This is a genomic window from Pseudoduganella aquatica (assembly GCF_009857595.1).
Classification (GTDB): Bacteria; Pseudomonadota; Gammaproteobacteria; order Burkholderiales; family Burkholderiaceae_D; genus Rugamonas; species Rugamonas aquatica_A.
This window is the reverse complement of sequence record NZ_WWCU01000005.1, coordinates 24,406-40,460: the sequence shown is the minus strand read 5'-3', so window position 1 is coordinate 40,460 and position 16,055 is coordinate 24,406. Positions and strand designations below refer to the sequence as shown.

The following is a 16,055-nucleotide window of genomic DNA, read 5'->3' as shown; positions in this document are numbered from 1 at the left end:
CCCATGAAACAGTCACTGCAACTCCGCACCTCTCAGCACCTGGCGCTGACGCCGCAACTGCAGCAGTCGATCCGATTGCTGCAGCTGTCCACGCTGGAGCTGCACCAGGAACTGGAACAGCTGCTGGGCGAGAACCCGCTGCTGGAGCGCCTGGATGATCCGCTGGACCGCTCGCTGCGCCTGCTCGGCGACGGCGCCATCAACCAGACCCAGTCCGACGGCGCCGACGCGTCGCCGGCCGACGTGGGCGCGCCGGCGCAGGACAGCGCGCCGGCCGGCGAGGGCGACCCCTTCGACGGCGCCGGCGGCGACAGCGCCAGCGGCGCCGAGGCCGACACCGACTGGAGCGACGCCGGCCGCAGCAAGGCGCCGGACGACGAGGACTCGCGCCCGCAGCTCGAAGCGAGCCACTGCACCTTGCGCGAGCACCTCATGGAGCAGATGCGCGTGACCGTGCAGCAGCCGCGCGACCGCGTGCTGATGGAGCTGATCATCGACGCGCTGGACGAGAACGGCTACCTGGAAGAGCCGCTGGAGGAGATCCATGCGCGCCTGCCGGAAGAGGCGGACGTGGAGCTGGAGGAGCTGCAAACGGCACTGACCCTGCTGCAAAGTTTCGACCCCATCGGCGTGGGCGCGCGCAGCGCCTCCGAGTGCCTGGCGCTGCAGATCAAGCGCATGCCCGGCGTGCCGCTGGTCACGCGACGCATGGCCATCTGCATCGTGGAAAAGCACTTGGCCTGGTTCGCGCAGCGCGAATTCAACAAGCTGAAAAAAGCCCTTGATTGCGACGACGAAGACCTGCGCGAAGCGCAAGCGGTGATCCGCCAGTGCAACCCGCACCCGGGCGCCGAGTTCGCTTCCGACGTGTCCGACTACGTGGTGCCGGACGTGATCGTGAAGAAGGCGCGCAATGGCTGGCAGGTCTCGTTGAACAACGACGTGATGCCGCGCCTGCGCGTGAACGCGCTGTACGCCAACATGCTCAAGCAGGGAAAAGGCGAGTCGGCCATGGGCGCGCAGCTGCAGGAAGCCAAGTGGCTGATCAAGAATATGCGCCAGCGTTTCGACACGATACTGCGCGTGGCGCAAGCGATAGTAGAAAGACAAAAGAACTTTTTCAGCCATGGCGCGGTTGCCATGAGACCCCTTGTGTTGCGTGAAATTGCTGATACACTGGGACTACACGAGAGCACTATTTCTCGGGTAACAACTCAGAAATACATGCTGACTCCGCATGGGATGTTTGAGTTGAAATATTTCTTTGGCAGCCACGTCGCCACCGAAGCAGGAGGAGAAGCATCCTCGACGGCGATACGGGCGCTGATAGTGCAACTGACAGGAGCAGAAGACCCGAAAAATCCTTTATCCGACAGTAAGATTGCGGACATGCTGGGAGAACAGGGCATGGTAATTGCGCGACGGACTGTTGCCAAATATCGCGAAGCCTTGAAAATCCCTCCGGTAAGTCTGCGTAAAGCTTTGTAGTTTTACTTGGGTTCCCCTGCGCTCAAATAACATTCGATAGCGCATGAGCCCTTATCTTTAGGAGTGTGTATGAATCTCACCATCAGTGGACATCATCTCGAAGTGACCCCCGCCATCCGTGAATACGTGCAGAACAAGCTGGAACGGGTAAAGCGCCATTTCGATCAAGTTATTGATATTGCTGTCATCCTGACTGTAGATAACCTCACCGAGAAAGACAAAAGGCAAAAAGCCGAGATCAACCTGCGCATGTCCGGCAAGACTGTGTACGTGGAAAGCCTGTCGCAAGACCTGTATGCTGCCATCGATACGCTGATCGACAAACTGGACCGCCAAGTCATGAAGTACAAGGCCAAAGTGCAGGAGCATGGCCACGACGCCATCAAGCATCTCCCGGACACCTACGAGCCAGCCGCCACCGCATAAGACGGTCACCGGCACTCCCAACAAAGGGCGCATCTGGCGCCCTTTTTTGCGCCCGCGCTAAAATGGCTGTCTAACAATCATAGAGACAATCAGCCATGAGCGAGCACGTCATCACCCAGGTTGCCAACGGCGCCGGCATCATCACCCTCGACCGCCCCAAGGCGCTCAACTCCCTCTCCCTCGACATGGTGCGCGCGCTGACCGCCGCCCTGCTGGCCTGGCGCGACGACAGCGCCGTGGCCGCCGTCGTCATCCGCAGCAGCAGCGAGAAGGCCTTTTGCGCCGGCGGCGACATCCGCTTCTTCCATGAAGTGGGGAACGCCACGCCGCAGGGAGGCAGCGCGCTGCTGGAGGACTTCTTCACCGAGGAATATGCCCTCAACCACCTGATCCACTATTACCCTAAACCGTATATCGCATTAATGGACGGCGTGGTGATGGGCGGCGGCATGGGCATCTCGCAGGGCGGCCCCGGCTGCGGCGTGCGCATCGTGACGGACCGTACCAAGATGGCCATGCCGGAAGTGAACATCGGCCTGTTCCCGGACGTGGGCGGCAGCCATTTCCTGTCGCACGCGCCGGGCAGCCTGGGGCGCTACCTGGGCCTCACCGGACTGACCGTGGGCGCCGCCGACGCGCTCTACGTGGGCCTGGCGGACTACTACGTGCCCGAGGCCCGCTGGAGCGCGCTGGGCGAGCTGCTGCAGGCCACGCCCGGCGCAGGCCTGCGCGATGCGATTGCGGCCTTTGCAGGCGCTGCTGGCAGTGCTGGCGCTGGTGTGCTGGAAACGGAGCGCGCCGCCATCGAGCGCCACTTCGCGCTGGACAGCGTGGCGGCCATCATGGCCTCGCTGGCCGGCGACGAGGGCGCCTTTGCGCAGAAGGCGCTGAAGGCCATGCAAAGCCGTTCGCCGCTGATGATGTGCGTCACGCTGGAGCTATTGAACCGCGGCGCGCAGATGGACGTGGCGGACTGCCTGCGCATGGAGCGCAACCTGGTGCGCCGCAATTTCGAACATGGAGAAGTGCTGGAGGGCGTGCGCGCGCTGGTCATCGACAAGGACAACGCGCCGAAATGGTCGCCCGCCACGCTGGAGGACGTCACGCAGGAGATGGTGGATGCATTCTTCGCGCCGCCGTGGCCGGCGCACGCGCATCCCCTGCGCCACCTGTGATCACGACTGCTCGCGGTGGCGCAGCACCACGCGCTCAGTCGGATGGAAATGCCGCGCCAGCCGCTCGGCCATATACACCGAGCGGTGCTGCCCGCCCGTGCAGCCCACCGCCACGGTGAGATAGCTGCGGTTGTCGGTCTTGAACGACGGCAGCCACTTGCTGACGAAGTCGCGGATATCCTTGAACATTTCCTCTGCGCTGGGCTGCGCGTCCAGGAAGGCGATCACCGGCGCGTCGCGGCCCGTCATCGGGCGCAGGGCCAGGTCGTAATAAGGATTCGGAATCGCCCGCACATCGAACACGAAGTCCGCATCCAGCGGCACGCCAACCTTGAAAGCAAAGGACTCGAAGAACAGCGTCAGCGGCGCGTTCTCGCTTTGCACCAGGTCTTTGATCCAGGCGCGCAGCTTGTTGGCGCTCAGTTCCGAGGTATCAATCACATGCCCCAGCTGCTCGATGGCCGACAGCCGCTCGCGCTCTTCCGAGATGCATTCGATCAGCGTGCGGCGCGCGGCCGGATTCTGGCCCGGCTTCAATTCATGCGACAGGGGATGGCTGCGGCGCGTTTCCGAGAAGCGCGCCACCAGCGAATGCGTGTTCGCCGTGAGATACATGATCTTGACGTCATGCCCTTGCTGGCGCAGGGCCTGCACGGCGTCCGGCAAGCTGGCCAGCGACTCGGCGCTGCGCGCGTCGACCGCCACGGCCAGCGCCTGCGTGCCCTCGTCGGTCAGCTGCAGCACCAGGTGCGCCAGCAGCGCCGGCGGCAGATTGTCCACACAATAATAGCCCGTGTCCTCAAGGACATTCAGGGCGACGGATTTTCCAGAGCCGGATATACCGGTGATGAGCACGATACGCATAGCTGAAGATGATACATCAAGACTACGCGATAGGTGCGTTAGCACACCAATTGGCGGCGGATGACGACTTATCAGTCGCCGCTCATGGCCTGTCTTTGGCGCTCCATGAACTCCTGCAGCGTATCGATGCCGCGCAGTTGCAGGATGGTGTTGCGCACCGCAGCCTCCAGCAGCACCGCGATGTTGCGGCCGGCCGCCACCGGGATCACCACCTTGCGGATAGGCAGCCCCAGCACGTCTTCGGTGGGGAACTGGAAAGGCAGCCGCTCCACTTCCTCCTCCAGCGCCGAGCGCCGCACCAGGTGCACGATCAGCTTCAGGCGCATCTTGCGGCGCACCGCCGTCTCGCCGAAGATGGCCTTGATGTCCAGCAGCCCCAGCCCGCGCACTTCCAACAGATTCTGCAGCAGGGCAGGGCAGCGTCCTTCAATCATATTGGGCGCAATGCGCGCGAACTCCACCGCATCGTCGGCCACCAGGCCGTGCGAGCGCGAAATCAGCTCCAGGCCCAGCTCCGACTTGCCCAGGCCCGAATCGCCGGTAATCAGCACGCCCACGCCCAGCACATCCATGAACACGCCATGCATGATGATGCGCTGCGCCAGCTTCTTTGACAGGTACACGCGCAGGAAGTCGATCACCTGCGCCGCCGGCAATGGCGTGGAAAACAGCGGAATGTTCTTTTCGTCGCAGATGGCGAGGATATCGGGGGGCGTTTCCAGACCTTGCGCGATGATGAGCGCAGGCGGCCCACCAGCGATCAGCTCGCTGATAACGTGGGCGCGCGTCAGCGACTTCAGGCGCTGGTAGTAATTGATCTCCTGGTGCCCGAACACCTGGATGCGGCCGGGGTGGATGGTGTTCAAGTGGCCGACCTGGTCGGCCGCCGAGGCCACATCGCCCGAGATCAGGCGTTCGCCGCCGGGGAAGCCGGCGAACCAGCCTAGCTGCAACGTTTCACGATTGTCGTCGTAAAGGCGTTGTATCGTCAGGGGCGTTTGCAGCATAAGCGTATCTGTTCAGGGTGGAGACACCCTAGTGTAACCTGCTTTAACCTGCTGCTTGCAAGCTAGGTTGCCAATTCACGATGCGGCTGTACACCGACTGCGGGTCCGGATCGCTGGCCAGCGCGGTGCGGAAGCCGTCGTCCGAGAACATTTCGGCGATCTCGGACAGGATTTCCAGGTGCTGCTGGGTCACATGGTCCGGAATCAAGAGGAAGAACAGCAGGCTGACCGGCTTGCCGTCCGGCGACTCGAAGGGAATCGGCTCTGCCAGGCGCACAAAGGCCGCCAGCGGCGACTTCAGGCTCTTCATGCCCTTGATGCGTCCGTGCGGCACGGCCACGCCGTGGCCCAGGCCGGTGGAGCCCAGGCGCTCGCGCGCGAACAGATTGTCCGACACGGTAGAGCGGGCAATACCGCAGTTGTTTTCAAAAATCAGGCCGGCTTGCTCGAAAGCGCGCTTTTTGCTGGAAACTTCCAGGTCAAGCTGGACGTTTTCGAGGGATAGGATTTTGCTCAGGTTGTTCATAACGCGACGTGGAATGGTGCGGCGCACAAATGTGGCTTGCGAGCAGAATTATAGGCTGGTTTTTTTGCCGTGTAACTTGAATTCGCTTGCGCCATGGCTGGCTCCGCAATCCGCCGCAGTCCGCTTGGGGCAGGCCGTAGCGTTGTTAAATAAGCACTGGCAGGGATATTAGCCATTTCCGCATCGAATGCAAGACAAATGCCAGATTTTTGTCAGGGACTACGCGGATTGGCCGATTTTTGAATGTCTTTTACAGTTAACGGCTGCAGCTTTGAAAACTGCAACCTTTATTGATTCATTGTAAGACAAAACCGGGCCAAGTGATACAGGATTGCGCGACCCCAGCCACGTTTCAGTTGCAGATCAAAATCTTACTGGCGGGCAGTGCGCAAATTGGACGGCATGGCGCCGGTGCTGTAGTTGGCGCGCCAGGGGTTGATGTCCAGTCCGCCGCGCCGCGTATACCTCGCATATACGGCCAGTTGGGTCGGTTTGCAATGGCGGAGTATGTCGGTAAAGATGCGTTCCACGCATTGTTCGTGGAATTCGTTGTGCTCGCGGAAACCGATCAGGTAGCGCAGCAGGCTTTCCTGGTCGATTTGCGGCCCCGAGTAGCAAATCTGCACGCTGCCCCAGTCCGGTTGGCCGGTGACCAGGCAGTTCGATTTGAGCAGGTGGGAAATAAACACTTCTTGCACCGGCAGGTCGTCCAGGTTGGCTTTCAGCACTTCCGGCTGCGGCGCGTAGTTGTCCACGTCGATATCCAGGCGGTCCAGCAACAGGCCGTCCAGCTCGCCCATCTGCAGCTTGGCGAAATCTTCCTGCAGGGTAATGACGACATGCACGCTGGCGCCGGCGGCGGCCGACAAGTCCTGCACCATCAGCGAGCGCAGCGCTTCCTCGTTGGCCAGGCGGGTCTGGTTGAAGGAGTTCAGGTAGAGCTTGAACGATTTCGATTCGATAATGTTGGGGGAATCGGCCGGGAAGGTGATCTTGGCCACCGCCACCTGCGGCTTGCCGCGCATGTTCAGCCACGACAGCTCATAGGCGTTCCAGATATCCACGCCGAAAAAAGGCAGCGTGCCCTGCAGGCCCAGCTCGTCGCGCTTGCCCTGGCGCGGGATGGGGAACAGCAGCTCCGGCGCGTAATCGGTGCGGTAAGCGGAGTTTTTGCCCAGCGGGGACAAGTCGGCGGTATTGGTCATGGCAGTGATAAAGGCGGAGGAACGAAGGACGCATGGTAGCGCAAAAGCCGCGTCCCCGCCGTGGCAAAACCGTAGGGCGGGTAGGGCGGGTTAGCGGCGCAGCCGCGTAACCCGCCAAGCTCAGCCGAGGAACAGCTTGTAAACCGGATTCTGCGACTCGTCCCAATACCGGTAGCCCAGGTTGGCCAGGAACTTGTTCAGCTCATCCATCTCGTCCGGCGGCACCTGCAGGCCGATCAGGATGCGTCCCACGTCGCCGCCTTGCGAGCGGTAGTGGCACAGCGAGATATTCCAGTTCGGCGCCATCGAATCCAGGAAGCGCATCAGCGCGCCCGGGCGTTCGGGGAACTCGAAGCGGTACAGCAGCTCGTCCTTGGCCAGCGCGCTCTTGCCGCCCACCAGGTGGCGCAAGTGGGACTTGGCCAGCTCGTCATGCGTCAGGTCCAGCGTCTTGAAGTCGGCCGCCTCGAAGCCGCGCGCCAGCACGCTGGATTCGCCGCGGTCCGAAATCTGCACGCCGACAAAGACGTGCGCATCCTTCTGGTCGCTGATGCGGTAGTTGAACTCGGTCACGTTGCGCGGGCCGATCAGCGAGCAGAAGCGCTTGAAGCTGCCGCGCTGCTCGGGCAGGGTCACCGCGAACACCGCCTCGCGCGACTCGCCCAGCTCGGCGCGCTCCGCCACGAAGCGCAGGCGGTCGAAATTCATATTGGCGCCGCTGGCGATCGTCACCAGGGTCTGGTTGCGGACCGGATCCTTGGTCAGCTCGGCGCGCTCCACATAAGCCTTGGCGCCCGCGATGGCCAGCGCCCCGGACGGCTCCAGGATGCTGCGCGTATCGGTGAACACGTCCTTGATGGCCGCGCACACCGCGTCCGTATCGACAATGATGATGTCATCCACATACAGCTGCGCCAGGCGGAAGGTTTCCTCGCCCACCAGGCGCACGGCGGTGCCGTCCGCAAACAGGCCCACGTCCGCCAGCGTCACGCGCTCGCCCGCCTTCAGGCTCTTGCCCATGGCGTCCGAATCGAAGGTATGCACGCCGATGATCTTGATGTCCGGCCGCACCTGCTTCACGTAGGCAGCGATGCCCGCCAGCAGCCCGCCGCCGCCTATCGGCACGAAGATGGCGTGGATAGGCCCGTTGTGCTGGCGCAGGATCTCCATGCCGATGGTGCCCTGGCCTGCGATCACGTCCGGATCGTCGAAGGGGTGGACGAAGGTCAGCTTCTGTTCTTTTTCCAGCGTCAGCGCGTGGTTGTACGCGTCCGTGTAGGACTCGCCGTGCAGTATCACTTCCACGCCGGCGCCGCCGCGCGTGCGCACCGCGTCCACCTTCACCTGGGGCGTGGTGGTCGGCATCACGATCACGGCGCGGCAGCCCATCTTGTTGGCCGAGAACGCCAGGCCCTGCGCGTGGTTGCCGGCCGACGCGCAAATCACGCCGCGCTTCAGCTGGCCTTCGCTCAGGTGCGCCATCTTGTTGTAGGCGCCGCGAATCTTGAAGCTGAACACGTCCTGCATGTCTTCGCGCTTGAAATAAATTCGGTTCTGGTAGCGCTGCGACAGGGCAGGCGCCAGCTCAAGCGGCGTTTCGTGGGCCACGTCGTAGACGCGGGCGGTCAGGATCTTCTTCAGGTAGTCGATAGTCATAGTCTGCAATGAGTGATTCGGGGCGTGCTGCAAGGACTTGCTTTTCAACGGCGGGTAACCGGGGTGGGGCGGCGCTGTACTGCGTACTGTTGTGTAGTACCTCACGCGCCATGCCGGATCATTATAATGGCAGAATGATTGAATCCACCATCCAGTGGCTGCTGGAGCAGCTGTCCGCGCCGGAAGTCGGCCTGACTTCGGTCTTCTTTGTCAGCTTCGTCTCCGCCACCCTGGTGCCCATGGGCTCCGAGCCCATGGTGTTTGCCACCATCAAGGCCAACCCGGAACTGTTCTGGCCCGCCATCGCCGTGGCCACCCTGGGCAACACCCTGGGCGGCGCGCTGGACTACTGGATAGGCTACCGCGCCAAGGTTGCCTTCGCCAAGGAGCGCGAAAGCCGCTGGTTCCGCTGGCTGGCCCGCTACGGCGCCAAGACCATGCTGCTGTCCTGGGTGCCGGGCATAGGCGATCCCCTGTGCACGCTGGGCGGCTGGCTCAAGCTGCCGTTCTGGCCGTCCGTCGCCTACATGGCCATCGGCAAGTGCGCGCGCTACCTCACCATGACCACCTTGCTGCTGTATGTGCCCGATGGTGTGTGGAAAACCATAGCCAATGCGCTGGGCGGCTGAGACGGAATGTATTTTGTGGAAAGCCGCTTTCGCCGCATGAAAATTGCTCATGTGGCATGAAAAGGCAGGAAATTGTCTGAAAATACTATTTTTTCGAATTTTTATCGGCCATTTGACGTTCGCGTAACCCCGCGGCGCTCTAAGGCTGTTGGGGCGTGGTGCGGCGCAATAAGTTAGAATGTTCTTCCTTAGGGTCAGTCCGTAGCACATTAAACAATGAACGCCCCCGCACAAATCCAAGCTCTCCTCGCCGAAACGCCAAATGGTCCCGCAGCCACCCGCTTGCGTGAAATCCCCTACAACTACACGTCGTTTTCCGATCGCGAGATCGTCATCCGGCTACTGGGAGAGGAGTCGTGGCAGGTGCTGGACGAGCTGCGCAGCGCGCGCCAGACCGGCCGTTCGGCGCGCATGCTGTACGAAGTGCTGGGCGACATCTGGGCCGTGCGCCGCAATCCCTACCTGCAGGACGACCTGCTGGACAACCCGAAACGCCGTCAGGAATTGATCGACGCCTTGCACCACCGCCTGGCCGAAGTGGACAAGCGCCGCGTGGCCGTGGACGGCGCCGAGGCCGACAAGACCCGCAGCCAGAACGTGGAAAAGCTGCTCAAGGCCGCCAGCCAGGCGGTGGAAGCGTTCGGCGAAGAATTCCGCCAGACCTATGACCTGCGCAAGCGCACCACCAAGGTGCTGGGCCGCTACACCGAAAAGCACAACATCTGCTTCGACGGCATGAAGCGCATTTCGCACGTGACCGACGCCACCGACTGGCGCGTCGAGTACCCCTTCGTGGTGCTGACGCCGGACACCGAGGACGAAATGGCCGGCCTGGTGAAAGGCTGTATCGAACTGGGGCTGACCATCATCCCGCGCGGCGGCGGCACCGGCTACACCGGCGGCGCCATTCCGCTCACGCCGCTGTCGGCCGTCATCAACACGGAAAAGCTGCTCAATCTCGGCAAGGTCGAGATGAAAGTGCTGCCCGGCCTGGACAAGGAATACGCCACGATCTACTCGGGCGCCGGCGTCATCACCAACAAGGTATCCGAAGCGGCCGAGAAGGCCGGCTTCGTGTTCGCGGTAGACCCGACCTCGGCGCACGCCTCCTGCATCGGCGGCAATATCGCCATGAACGCGGGCGGCAAGAAGGCCGTGCTGTGGGGCACGGCGCTGGACAACCTGGCTTCGTGGAAGATGGTGGACCCGAACGGCGACTGGCTGGAAGTCACGCGCCTGGACCACAACCTGTCCAAGATCCACGACACCCCGCTGGCCCGCTTCAAGCTGGAATGGACGCACCCTAACGCGCGCGGCGAGGCCAAGGGCGAGCCGTTCAAGACCGAGATCCTGGAGATCGCCGGCCGCGTATTCCGCAAGGAAGGCCTGGGCAAGGACGTTACCGACAAATTCCTGGCCGGCCTGCCGGGCATCCAGAAAGAGGGCTGCGACGGCCTGATCACGTCCGCGCGCTGGATCCTGCACAAGATGCCCAAGCACACCCGCACGGTCTGCCTGGAGTTCTTCGGCCAGGCGCGCGACGCGATTCCATCGATTGTTGAAATCAAGGACTACCTGGACGGCCTGCCCGCCACCGGCGAAAAATTCGCCACGCTGCGCTTGGCCGGCCTGGAGCACCTGGACGAGCGCTACCTGCGCGCGGTGGGCTACGCCACCAAGTCCAAGCGCGGCGTGCTGCCCAAGATGGCGCTGTTCGGCGACATCGTCGGCGACGACGAGGACGCGGTGGCCATCGCCGCCTCCGAAGTGGTGCGCCTGGCGAATACCCGTGTGGGCGAAGGCTTCGTGGCCGTGAGCCCGGAAGCGCGCAAGAAATTCTGGCTGGACCGCGCCCGTACGGCCGCCATCGCCAAGCACACCAACGCCTTCAAGATCAATGAAGACGTGGTGATCCCGCTGAACCGCATGGGCGAATACACCGACGGCATCGAGCGCATCAACGTCGAGCTGTCCATCACCAACAAGCTGGAACTGGCGGGCGAACTGCGCGCCTTCTTCGAAGTGGGCAATCTGCCGGTAGGGAAAAGCGACGACGCCTCCGACGATAAAGTGGGCGACGCCGAAATGCTGGGCGACCGCGCGCAGCAGGCGCTGGCCTTGCTGGAGCAGGTGCAGCAGCGCTGGACCTTCACGCAGGACAATCTGGACCAGCCGCTGTCCGCCGTGCGCGAACAACTGCGCGCGCTGGGCCTGGGCGCGCTGGACGCGGCCTTCGACGAGCGCCTGCAGCGCCAGCCGGACGCCACCCTGTTCGACGTGGTGCAGGACCGCACCGTGCGCGTGAGCTGGAAGCAGGAAATCCGCGCCGTGCTGCGCCAGATCTTCAACGGCGCCGCCTTCAAGCTGATCCTGGACGAAGCCGCCGCCATCCACAAGCGCGTGCTGCGCGGCCGGGTGTTCGTGGCGCTGCACATGCACGCCGGCGACGGCAACGTGCACACCAACCTGCCGGTGAACTCGGACCACTACGAGATGCTGCAGTTGGCGCACAAGGCCGTGGCGCGCATCATGAAGCTGGCCCGTTCGCTGAACGGCGTCATCTCGGGCGAGCACGGCATCGGCATCACCAAGCTGGAATTCCTGACTGAAGAAGAAATCGTCAGCTTCCGCGAATACAAGCTGCGCGTGGACCCGGAAGGCCGCTTCAACAAGGGCAAGCTGCTCAACCTGCCGGGCATGGACGCCGACCTGTCCAACGCCTACACCCCGTCGTTCGGCCTGATGGGCCACGAATCGCTGATCATGCAGCAAAGCGATATCGGCGAAATCGCCAACAGCGTCAAGGACTGCCTGCGCTGCGGCAAATGCAAGCCCGTGTGCTCGACCCACGTGCCGCGCGCCAACCTGCTGTACTCGCCGCGCGACAAGATCCTGGCGACGTCCTCGCTGATCGAAGCCTTCCTGTACGAAGAGCAGACCCGGCGCGGCATCTCCATCAAGCACTGGGAAGAATTCGAGGACGTGGCCGACCACTGCACGGTCTGCCACAAATGCGTCACGCCCTGTCCGGTCAACATCGACTTCGGCGACGTGTCGATGAATATGCGCAACCTGCTGCGCAAGATGGACAAGCGCAGCTTCAACCCCGGCAAGGCGGCGGCCATGTTCTTCCTGAACGCGACCGACCCCACCACCATCAACACGGTGCGCCAGGGCATGGTGGGCGTGGCCTACAAGGCCCAGCGCCTGGGCAACGACGTGCTGAAGAAATTCGCCAGGAACCAGACCAAGGCGCCGCCGCCGACCGTCGGCAAGCCGCCGATCAAAGAGCAGGTGATCCACTTCATCAACAAGAAGATGCCGGGCAACCTGCCGAAGAAGACCGCGCGCGCGCTGCTCGACATCGAAGACAACAAGATGATTCCGATCATCCGCGACCCGAAGAAAACCACGGCCGACACCGAAGCCGTGTTCTACTTCCCGGGCTGCGGTTCGGAGCGCCTGTTCTCGCAAGTGGGCCTGGCCACGCAGGCCATGCTGTGGGAAGTGGGCGTGCAGACCGTGCTGCCGCCGGGCTACCTGTGCTGCGGCTACCCGCAGCGCGGCGCGGGCGACTTCGACAAAGCCGACAAGATGGTGACGGACAACCGCGTGCTGTTCCACCGCATGGCCAACACCCTGAACTACCTGGACATCAAGACCGTGGTGGTTTCGTGCGGCACCTGCTACGACCAGCTGGCGTCCTACGAGTTCGAGAAGATCTTCCCCGGCTGCCGCATCATGGACATCCATGAGTACCTGCTGGAGAAGAACGTCAAGCTGGAAGGCGTGAACGGCACCCGTTATATGTACCACGACCCTTGCCACTCGCCGATGAAGATGCAGGACCCGCTGAAAACGGTGAACTCGCTCATCACGACCATTGACGCCACCAAGATCGAGAAGAACGACCGCTGCTGCGGCGATTCCGGCACGCTGATGGCGGCGCGCCCGGACATCTCTACCCAGGTGCGCTTCCGCAAGGAAGAGGAGATGGTCAAGGGCGCAGACAAGCTGCGCGCCGACGGCTTTACCGGCGAAGTGAAGGTCCTGACCAGCTGCCCGGCCTGCCTGGGCGGCGTGTCGCGCTACAACGAAGACGCGGGCACCACGGCCGACTACATCGTGGTGGAAATCGCCAAGCACCTGCTGGGCGAGAACTGGATGCCGGACTACGTGGCCAAGGCCAACAACGGCGGCATCGAGCGGGTGCTGGTATGAGTACGGCCTTCAAGCCCTGCGAGCTGTGCGTCCTGCTGGCGAACGCCTCCGCCGACACGCTGATCTGGCGCGACGGCAAGCTGAGCGCCTTGCTGGTGAACGACGCCAGCTACCCCGGCTTCGTGCGCGTGGTATGGAACCAGCACGTCAAGGAAATGACGGACCTGTCGCCAGCAGACCGCACGGCCGTGATGAACGCCGTGTGGCAGGTGGAAGCGGCGGTGCGCGAAGTGATGAAGCCGGCCAAAGTCAACCTGGCCAGCTTCGGCAACATGACGCCGCACGTGCACTGGCACATTATTCCGCGCTACACTGACGACGTGCATTTCCCCAATCCCACCTGGGGCGAAGCGCAGCGCGAGCCGGACACGATGGCGCTGGCCGGCCGCAGCGCGCTGCTGCAAAAACTGCGCGAGACCATCGTCGCCAATCTGTCGAAAGCATCATGAAACAAGCAACCGGCCTCACGGTCCACAATAAATCGCGCATCCTCGAAGTCAGCTTCGACGACGGCGCCACCTTTGAACTGCCATTCGAACTGCTGCGCGTGTACTCGCCGTCGGCCGAAGTGAAAGGGCACGGAGCGGGGCAGGAAGTGCTGCAAGTCGGCAAACGCGAAGTCGGCATGGCCGGCCTCGAACCGGTGGGCAACTACGCCGTCAAGCCCACCTTCTCGGACGGCCACGACTCCGGCCTCTACACCTGGGACTACCTGTACAAGCTGGGCGCAGAACAGGAGCAGCTGTGGAAGGACTACCTGGCGCGCCTGCACGCCGCCGGGTTCGAGGGCGACAGCGGCCGCGCCTCCGGGGCCGCCCTGCCCAGCGCGCCCAAGGCGCACGGCTGCGGCCACAAGCACTGACAACGATCCCCGCCTGCCGCGGGGATTTTTTTTGCATGGATGCTGTCGATATTGTTAAAGTCGTTCGTCGTGGTGATGTCCGGATGTCCGGTCGACTTTTGAGGAGAACAACATGGAATACATGATCCTGATCTACGCCGACGAAAAACTGTACAGCGGCATGAACGAGCAGCAGCTCGGCGAGCTGATGCAATCCTATAACGACTACACCCAGGAGCTGATCGCCGCCGGCGTGCTGCGCGGCGGCTCGGAGCTGGCGCCGGTGCATACCGCCACCACGGTGCGCGTGCGCGACGGCAAAATCGCCTGCACCGACGGTCCCTTCGCGGAAACCAAGGAGCAGCTGGGCGGCTACTACCTGATCGACTGCGCCAACCTGGACGAAGCCATCCAATGGGCCGCCAAGTGCCCGTCCGCCGGCGTGGGTTCGATGGAAGTGCGGCCGCAGATCAAGAACGGCTAGGCCGGTTTTCATGCTGACGCGGGCGGTTGAGGAAGTCTGCCGCCGTGAGGGCGGCCGCCTGATGGCCGAACTGGCCCCGCGCGACGCCGAAGTGCAAGGCCTGCTGGCGCTCATGCAGCTGCAGCACGCCCGCAGCGGCGCGCGCGTGTCGGCCGAGGGCGGGCTGGTGACGCTGGAATCGCAAGACCGCTCGCTGTGGGACGGCGCGGCCATTGCCGAAGGCATCGCCGTGCTGGACGCGGTGCTGCCGCTGCGCCAGCCCGGCCCCTACCAGATCCAGGCGGCCATTGCCGCATTGCACGGCAAGGCCGCCAGCGCCGCCGCCACGGACTGGCGGCAAATCTCCGCCCTGTACGGCGCGCTGCTGCGCTACCTGCCCACGCCTGTGGTGGAGCTGAACGCCGCCGTGGCTCTCGGTATGGCGCACGGTCCCGCGCAAGGACTGGCGTGGATAGCGCGGCTGGAGCAGGGCGGCCAGCTGGCGCAGTTCCACTATCTGCACGCGGCCAAGGCCGAGCTGCTGCGCCGCCAGGGCGGTGCGGAAGCAAACGCCGCCGCCATCGCCGCCTACGCGCGCGCCTACGAACTCACCGCCAACGCGGTTGAACTGGAATACCTGCGTTCCCGCAGCGCGCAACTGCGGCAGGACGGCCCGTGAACACTTGGCATGCCTTCGGCTGCCGCTTAATCCTCGCGCGTGAAAATGTAGCGATAAATGGCGCGTTGATGCGGTGTTAGTTTTTTTAGTGCATCGGCATTAGGACCCATGGGAGGTGGCTCCGTTCCGGGGTGAGTCTGTTGCCAGACCTCCCGGGCAGTACTCGGCTGCCGAACTGGTAGCCTGGGATCTTCACGCATGCGCCTGGATTCGGCCTGCATCCTTGCGTGCAGAAGGTCTATCTCCACTTTGGTTTTCTCGTCCAGGTCCGGAAAGTCCACATCGGAGGGGAGGGGAAGGAAACTGGTCATAGTTTATGCTCCAACAGTTCAAAAGGCGTCACCAATTCCGGAAGCCTGAGTTCATGCGATCGCACCAGCATGCGCATCAACCTGAAATTGAATGGATTGGCAATATCGGTGCAGTTCCATGTGACGAGAATATTGAGTCGATTAATTGCAGCACATGCGATATGACGCGCTTCTATTTGCGCGCTGGACCTTAGACCCCCGCCGCAGACTAAAAGTTCCGCAAGAGAGTCTATCGCATTATCTTCTGGCAAGAATTTGTTTTGCGCGCTAAGAAGTAAGCGATTTTCTGCCAGCAATGGCTCGTCTGCCATGATTTCGCTATTCACATAGTGCGATGAATAGCTCATTTCCGGCTCTCGCTGGCTGGACCACCCGCGCCGGGTGAGTTGCTGGCAGGCGCGGGTGATCGGGTCGCGGCTGGGCGGCGTGCTAAGCAGCTTGATAATAGATGTGTCGATGTAGACTGTGTAGCTCATCCGGGCCTCCTGTGCTGCCAGCTTAGGCTCGCCAGCGCATCCCGCTTTCATCCAGATCAAGCCCGGGCGGGATTTTCCGTGTTGCGCT

At 62.8% G+C, this 16,055-nt stretch carries 15 protein-coding genes; 9 read left to right on the top strand and 6 right to left on the bottom strand.

The features are described from left to right. Positions 1-3 precede the first annotated feature (3 nt). The 3 genes from GTP77_RS06505 (at position 4) to GTP77_RS06495 (ending at position 3,089) form a co-directional block, all read left to right on the top strand. Positions 4-1,488, top strand: coding sequence for an RNA polymerase factor sigma-54 (locus GTP77_RS06505; RefSeq protein WP_161071377.1), 1,485 nt, complete (start codon positions 4-6; stop codon positions 1,486-1,488). Positions 1,489-1,557: 69 nt separating this feature from the next. Beyond that, entirely contained in the window at positions 1,558-1,914 is a 357-nt protein-coding gene (hpf, locus tag GTP77_RS06500) for a ribosome hibernation-promoting factor, HPF/YfiA family (protein WP_161071376.1), read from the top strand. Positions 1,915-2,009: 95 nt separating this feature from the next. Further along, positions 2,010-3,089, top strand: a complete 1,080-nt coding sequence (locus GTP77_RS06495) for an enoyl-CoA hydratase/isomerase family protein (protein WP_161071375.1) — start codon at positions 2,010-2,012, stop codon at positions 3,087-3,089. Here GTP77_RS06495 and rapZ read toward each other — a convergent pair whose 3' ends face one another. The 5 genes from rapZ to ilvA all read right to left on the bottom strand — a co-directional run bounded on the left by rapZ (position 3,090) and on the right by ilvA (position 8,347). Further along, positions 3,090-3,953 (bottom strand): RNase adapter RapZ, encoded by an 864-nt coding sequence (gene rapZ / locus GTP77_RS06490; RefSeq protein WP_161071374.1) that lies wholly within the window; start codon positions 3,951-3,953, stop codon positions 3,090-3,092. A gap of 71 nt (positions 3,954-4,024) precedes the next feature. After that, complete coding sequence (gene hprK / locus GTP77_RS06485) at positions 4,025-4,960, bottom strand: HPr(Ser) kinase/phosphatase (protein ID WP_056404135.1); 936 nt, start codon at positions 4,958-4,960, stop codon at positions 4,025-4,027. A gap of 43 nt (positions 4,961-5,003) precedes the next feature. Beyond that, on the bottom strand, positions 5,004-5,486 hold the full coding sequence (locus tag GTP77_RS06480; RefSeq protein WP_107870025.1) for a PTS sugar transporter subunit IIA: 483 nt from the start codon (positions 5,484-5,486) through the stop codon (positions 5,004-5,006). 371 nt (positions 5,487-5,857) lie between these two features. After that, complete coding sequence (queF, locus tag GTP77_RS06475) at positions 5,858-6,691, bottom strand: NADPH-dependent 7-cyano-7-deazaguanine reductase QueF (RefSeq protein WP_161071373.1); 834 nt, start codon at positions 6,689-6,691, stop codon at positions 5,858-5,860. A 120-nt stretch (positions 6,692-6,811) separates the two neighbouring features. After that, on the bottom strand, positions 6,812-8,347 hold the full coding sequence (ilvA, locus tag GTP77_RS06470) for a threonine ammonia-lyase, biosynthetic (protein WP_161071372.1): 1,536 nt from the start codon (positions 8,345-8,347) through the stop codon (positions 6,812-6,814). A 134-nt stretch (positions 8,348-8,481) separates the two neighbouring features. Between ilvA and GTP77_RS06465 the strand changes: the two genes are divergently transcribed. The 6 genes from GTP77_RS06465 to GTP77_RS06440 all read left to right on the top strand — a co-directional run bounded on the left by GTP77_RS06465 (position 8,482) and on the right by GTP77_RS06440 (position 15,180). Further along, on the top strand, positions 8,482-8,976 hold the full coding sequence (locus GTP77_RS06465; protein WP_161071371.1) for a YqaA family protein: 495 nt from the start codon (positions 8,482-8,484) through the stop codon (positions 8,974-8,976). A 216-nt stretch (positions 8,977-9,192) separates the two neighbouring features. Then, on the top strand, positions 9,193-13,197 hold the full coding sequence (locus GTP77_RS06460; protein WP_161071370.1) for a DUF3683 domain-containing protein: 4,005 nt from the start codon (positions 9,193-9,195) through the stop codon (positions 13,195-13,197). Next, positions 13,194-13,646 (top strand): HIT family protein, encoded by a 453-nt coding sequence (locus GTP77_RS06455; protein ID WP_161071369.1) that lies wholly within the window; start codon positions 13,194-13,196, stop codon positions 13,644-13,646. The genes GTP77_RS06460 and GTP77_RS06455 overlap by 4 nt, the downstream gene beginning before the upstream one ends. Continuing rightward, positions 13,643-14,059: a gamma-butyrobetaine hydroxylase family protein gene (locus tag GTP77_RS06450; RefSeq protein WP_187358630.1), complete on the top strand. Its 417-nt coding sequence runs from the start codon at positions 13,643-13,645 to the stop codon at positions 14,057-14,059. The genes GTP77_RS06455 and GTP77_RS06450 overlap by 4 nt, the downstream gene beginning before the upstream one ends. A gap of 112 nt (positions 14,060-14,171) precedes the next feature. Beyond that, a complete protein-coding gene (locus GTP77_RS06445) occupies positions 14,172-14,522 on the top strand; it encodes a YciI family protein (RefSeq protein ID WP_161071368.1) in 351 nt (116 codons plus the stop codon). 10 nt (positions 14,523-14,532) lie between these two features. Next, a complete protein-coding gene (locus GTP77_RS06440) occupies positions 14,533-15,180 on the top strand; it encodes a DUF6596 domain-containing protein (RefSeq protein ID WP_161071367.1) in 648 nt (215 codons plus the stop codon). Positions 15,181-15,487: 307 nt separating this feature from the next. Here GTP77_RS06440 and GTP77_RS06435 read toward each other — a convergent pair whose 3' ends face one another. Further along, positions 15,488-15,967, bottom strand: coding sequence for a PIN domain-containing protein (locus tag GTP77_RS06435; protein ID WP_161071366.1), 480 nt, complete (start codon positions 15,965-15,967; stop codon positions 15,488-15,490). Positions 15,968-16,055: the final 88 nt, after the last annotated feature.

Excerpts from the sequence above, each read along its gene's own strand:
- GTP77_RS06505 (WP_161071377.1), top strand. The coding sequence starts at position 4 with ATGAAACAGTCACTGCAACTCCGCACCTCTCAGCACCTGGCGCTGACG.
- hpf (WP_161071376.1), top strand. The coding sequence starts at position 1,558 with ATGAATCTCACCATCAGTGGACATCATCTCGAAGTGACCCCCGCCATC.
- GTP77_RS06495 (WP_161071375.1), top strand. The coding sequence starts at position 2,010 with ATGAGCGAGCACGTCATCACCCAGGTTGCCAACGGCGCCGGCATCATC.
- rapZ (WP_161071374.1), bottom strand. The coding sequence starts at position 3,953 with ATGCGTATCGTGCTCATCACCGGTATATCCGGCTCTGGAAAATCCGTC.
- hprK (WP_056404135.1), bottom strand. The coding sequence starts at position 4,960 with ATGCTGCAAACGCCCCTGACGATACAACGCCTTTACGACGACAATCGT.
- GTP77_RS06480 (WP_107870025.1), bottom strand. The coding sequence starts at position 5,486 with ATGAACAACCTGAGCAAAATCCTATCCCTCGAAAACGTCCAGCTTGAC.
- queF (WP_161071373.1), bottom strand. The coding sequence starts at position 6,691 with ATGACCAATACCGCCGACTTGTCCCCGCTGGGCAAAAACTCCGCTTAC.
- ilvA (WP_161071372.1), bottom strand. The coding sequence starts at position 8,347 with ATGACTATCGACTACCTGAAGAAGATCCTGACCGCCCGCGTCTACGAC.
- GTP77_RS06465 (WP_161071371.1), top strand. The coding sequence starts at position 8,482 with ATGATTGAATCCACCATCCAGTGGCTGCTGGAGCAGCTGTCCGCGCCG.
- GTP77_RS06460 (WP_161071370.1), top strand. The coding sequence starts at position 9,193 with ATGAACGCCCCCGCACAAATCCAAGCTCTCCTCGCCGAAACGCCAAAT.
- GTP77_RS06455 (WP_161071369.1), top strand. The coding sequence starts at position 13,194 with ATGAGTACGGCCTTCAAGCCCTGCGAGCTGTGCGTCCTGCTGGCGAAC.
- GTP77_RS06450 (WP_187358630.1), top strand. The coding sequence starts at position 13,643 with ATGAAACAAGCAACCGGCCTCACGGTCCACAATAAATCGCGCATCCTC.
- GTP77_RS06445 (WP_161071368.1), top strand. The coding sequence starts at position 14,172 with ATGGAATACATGATCCTGATCTACGCCGACGAAAAACTGTACAGCGGC.
- GTP77_RS06440 (WP_161071367.1), top strand. The coding sequence starts at position 14,533 with ATGCTGACGCGGGCGGTTGAGGAAGTCTGCCGCCGTGAGGGCGGCCGC.
- GTP77_RS06435 (WP_161071366.1), bottom strand. The coding sequence starts at position 15,967 with ATGAGCTACACAGTCTACATCGACACATCTATTATCAAGCTGCTTAGC.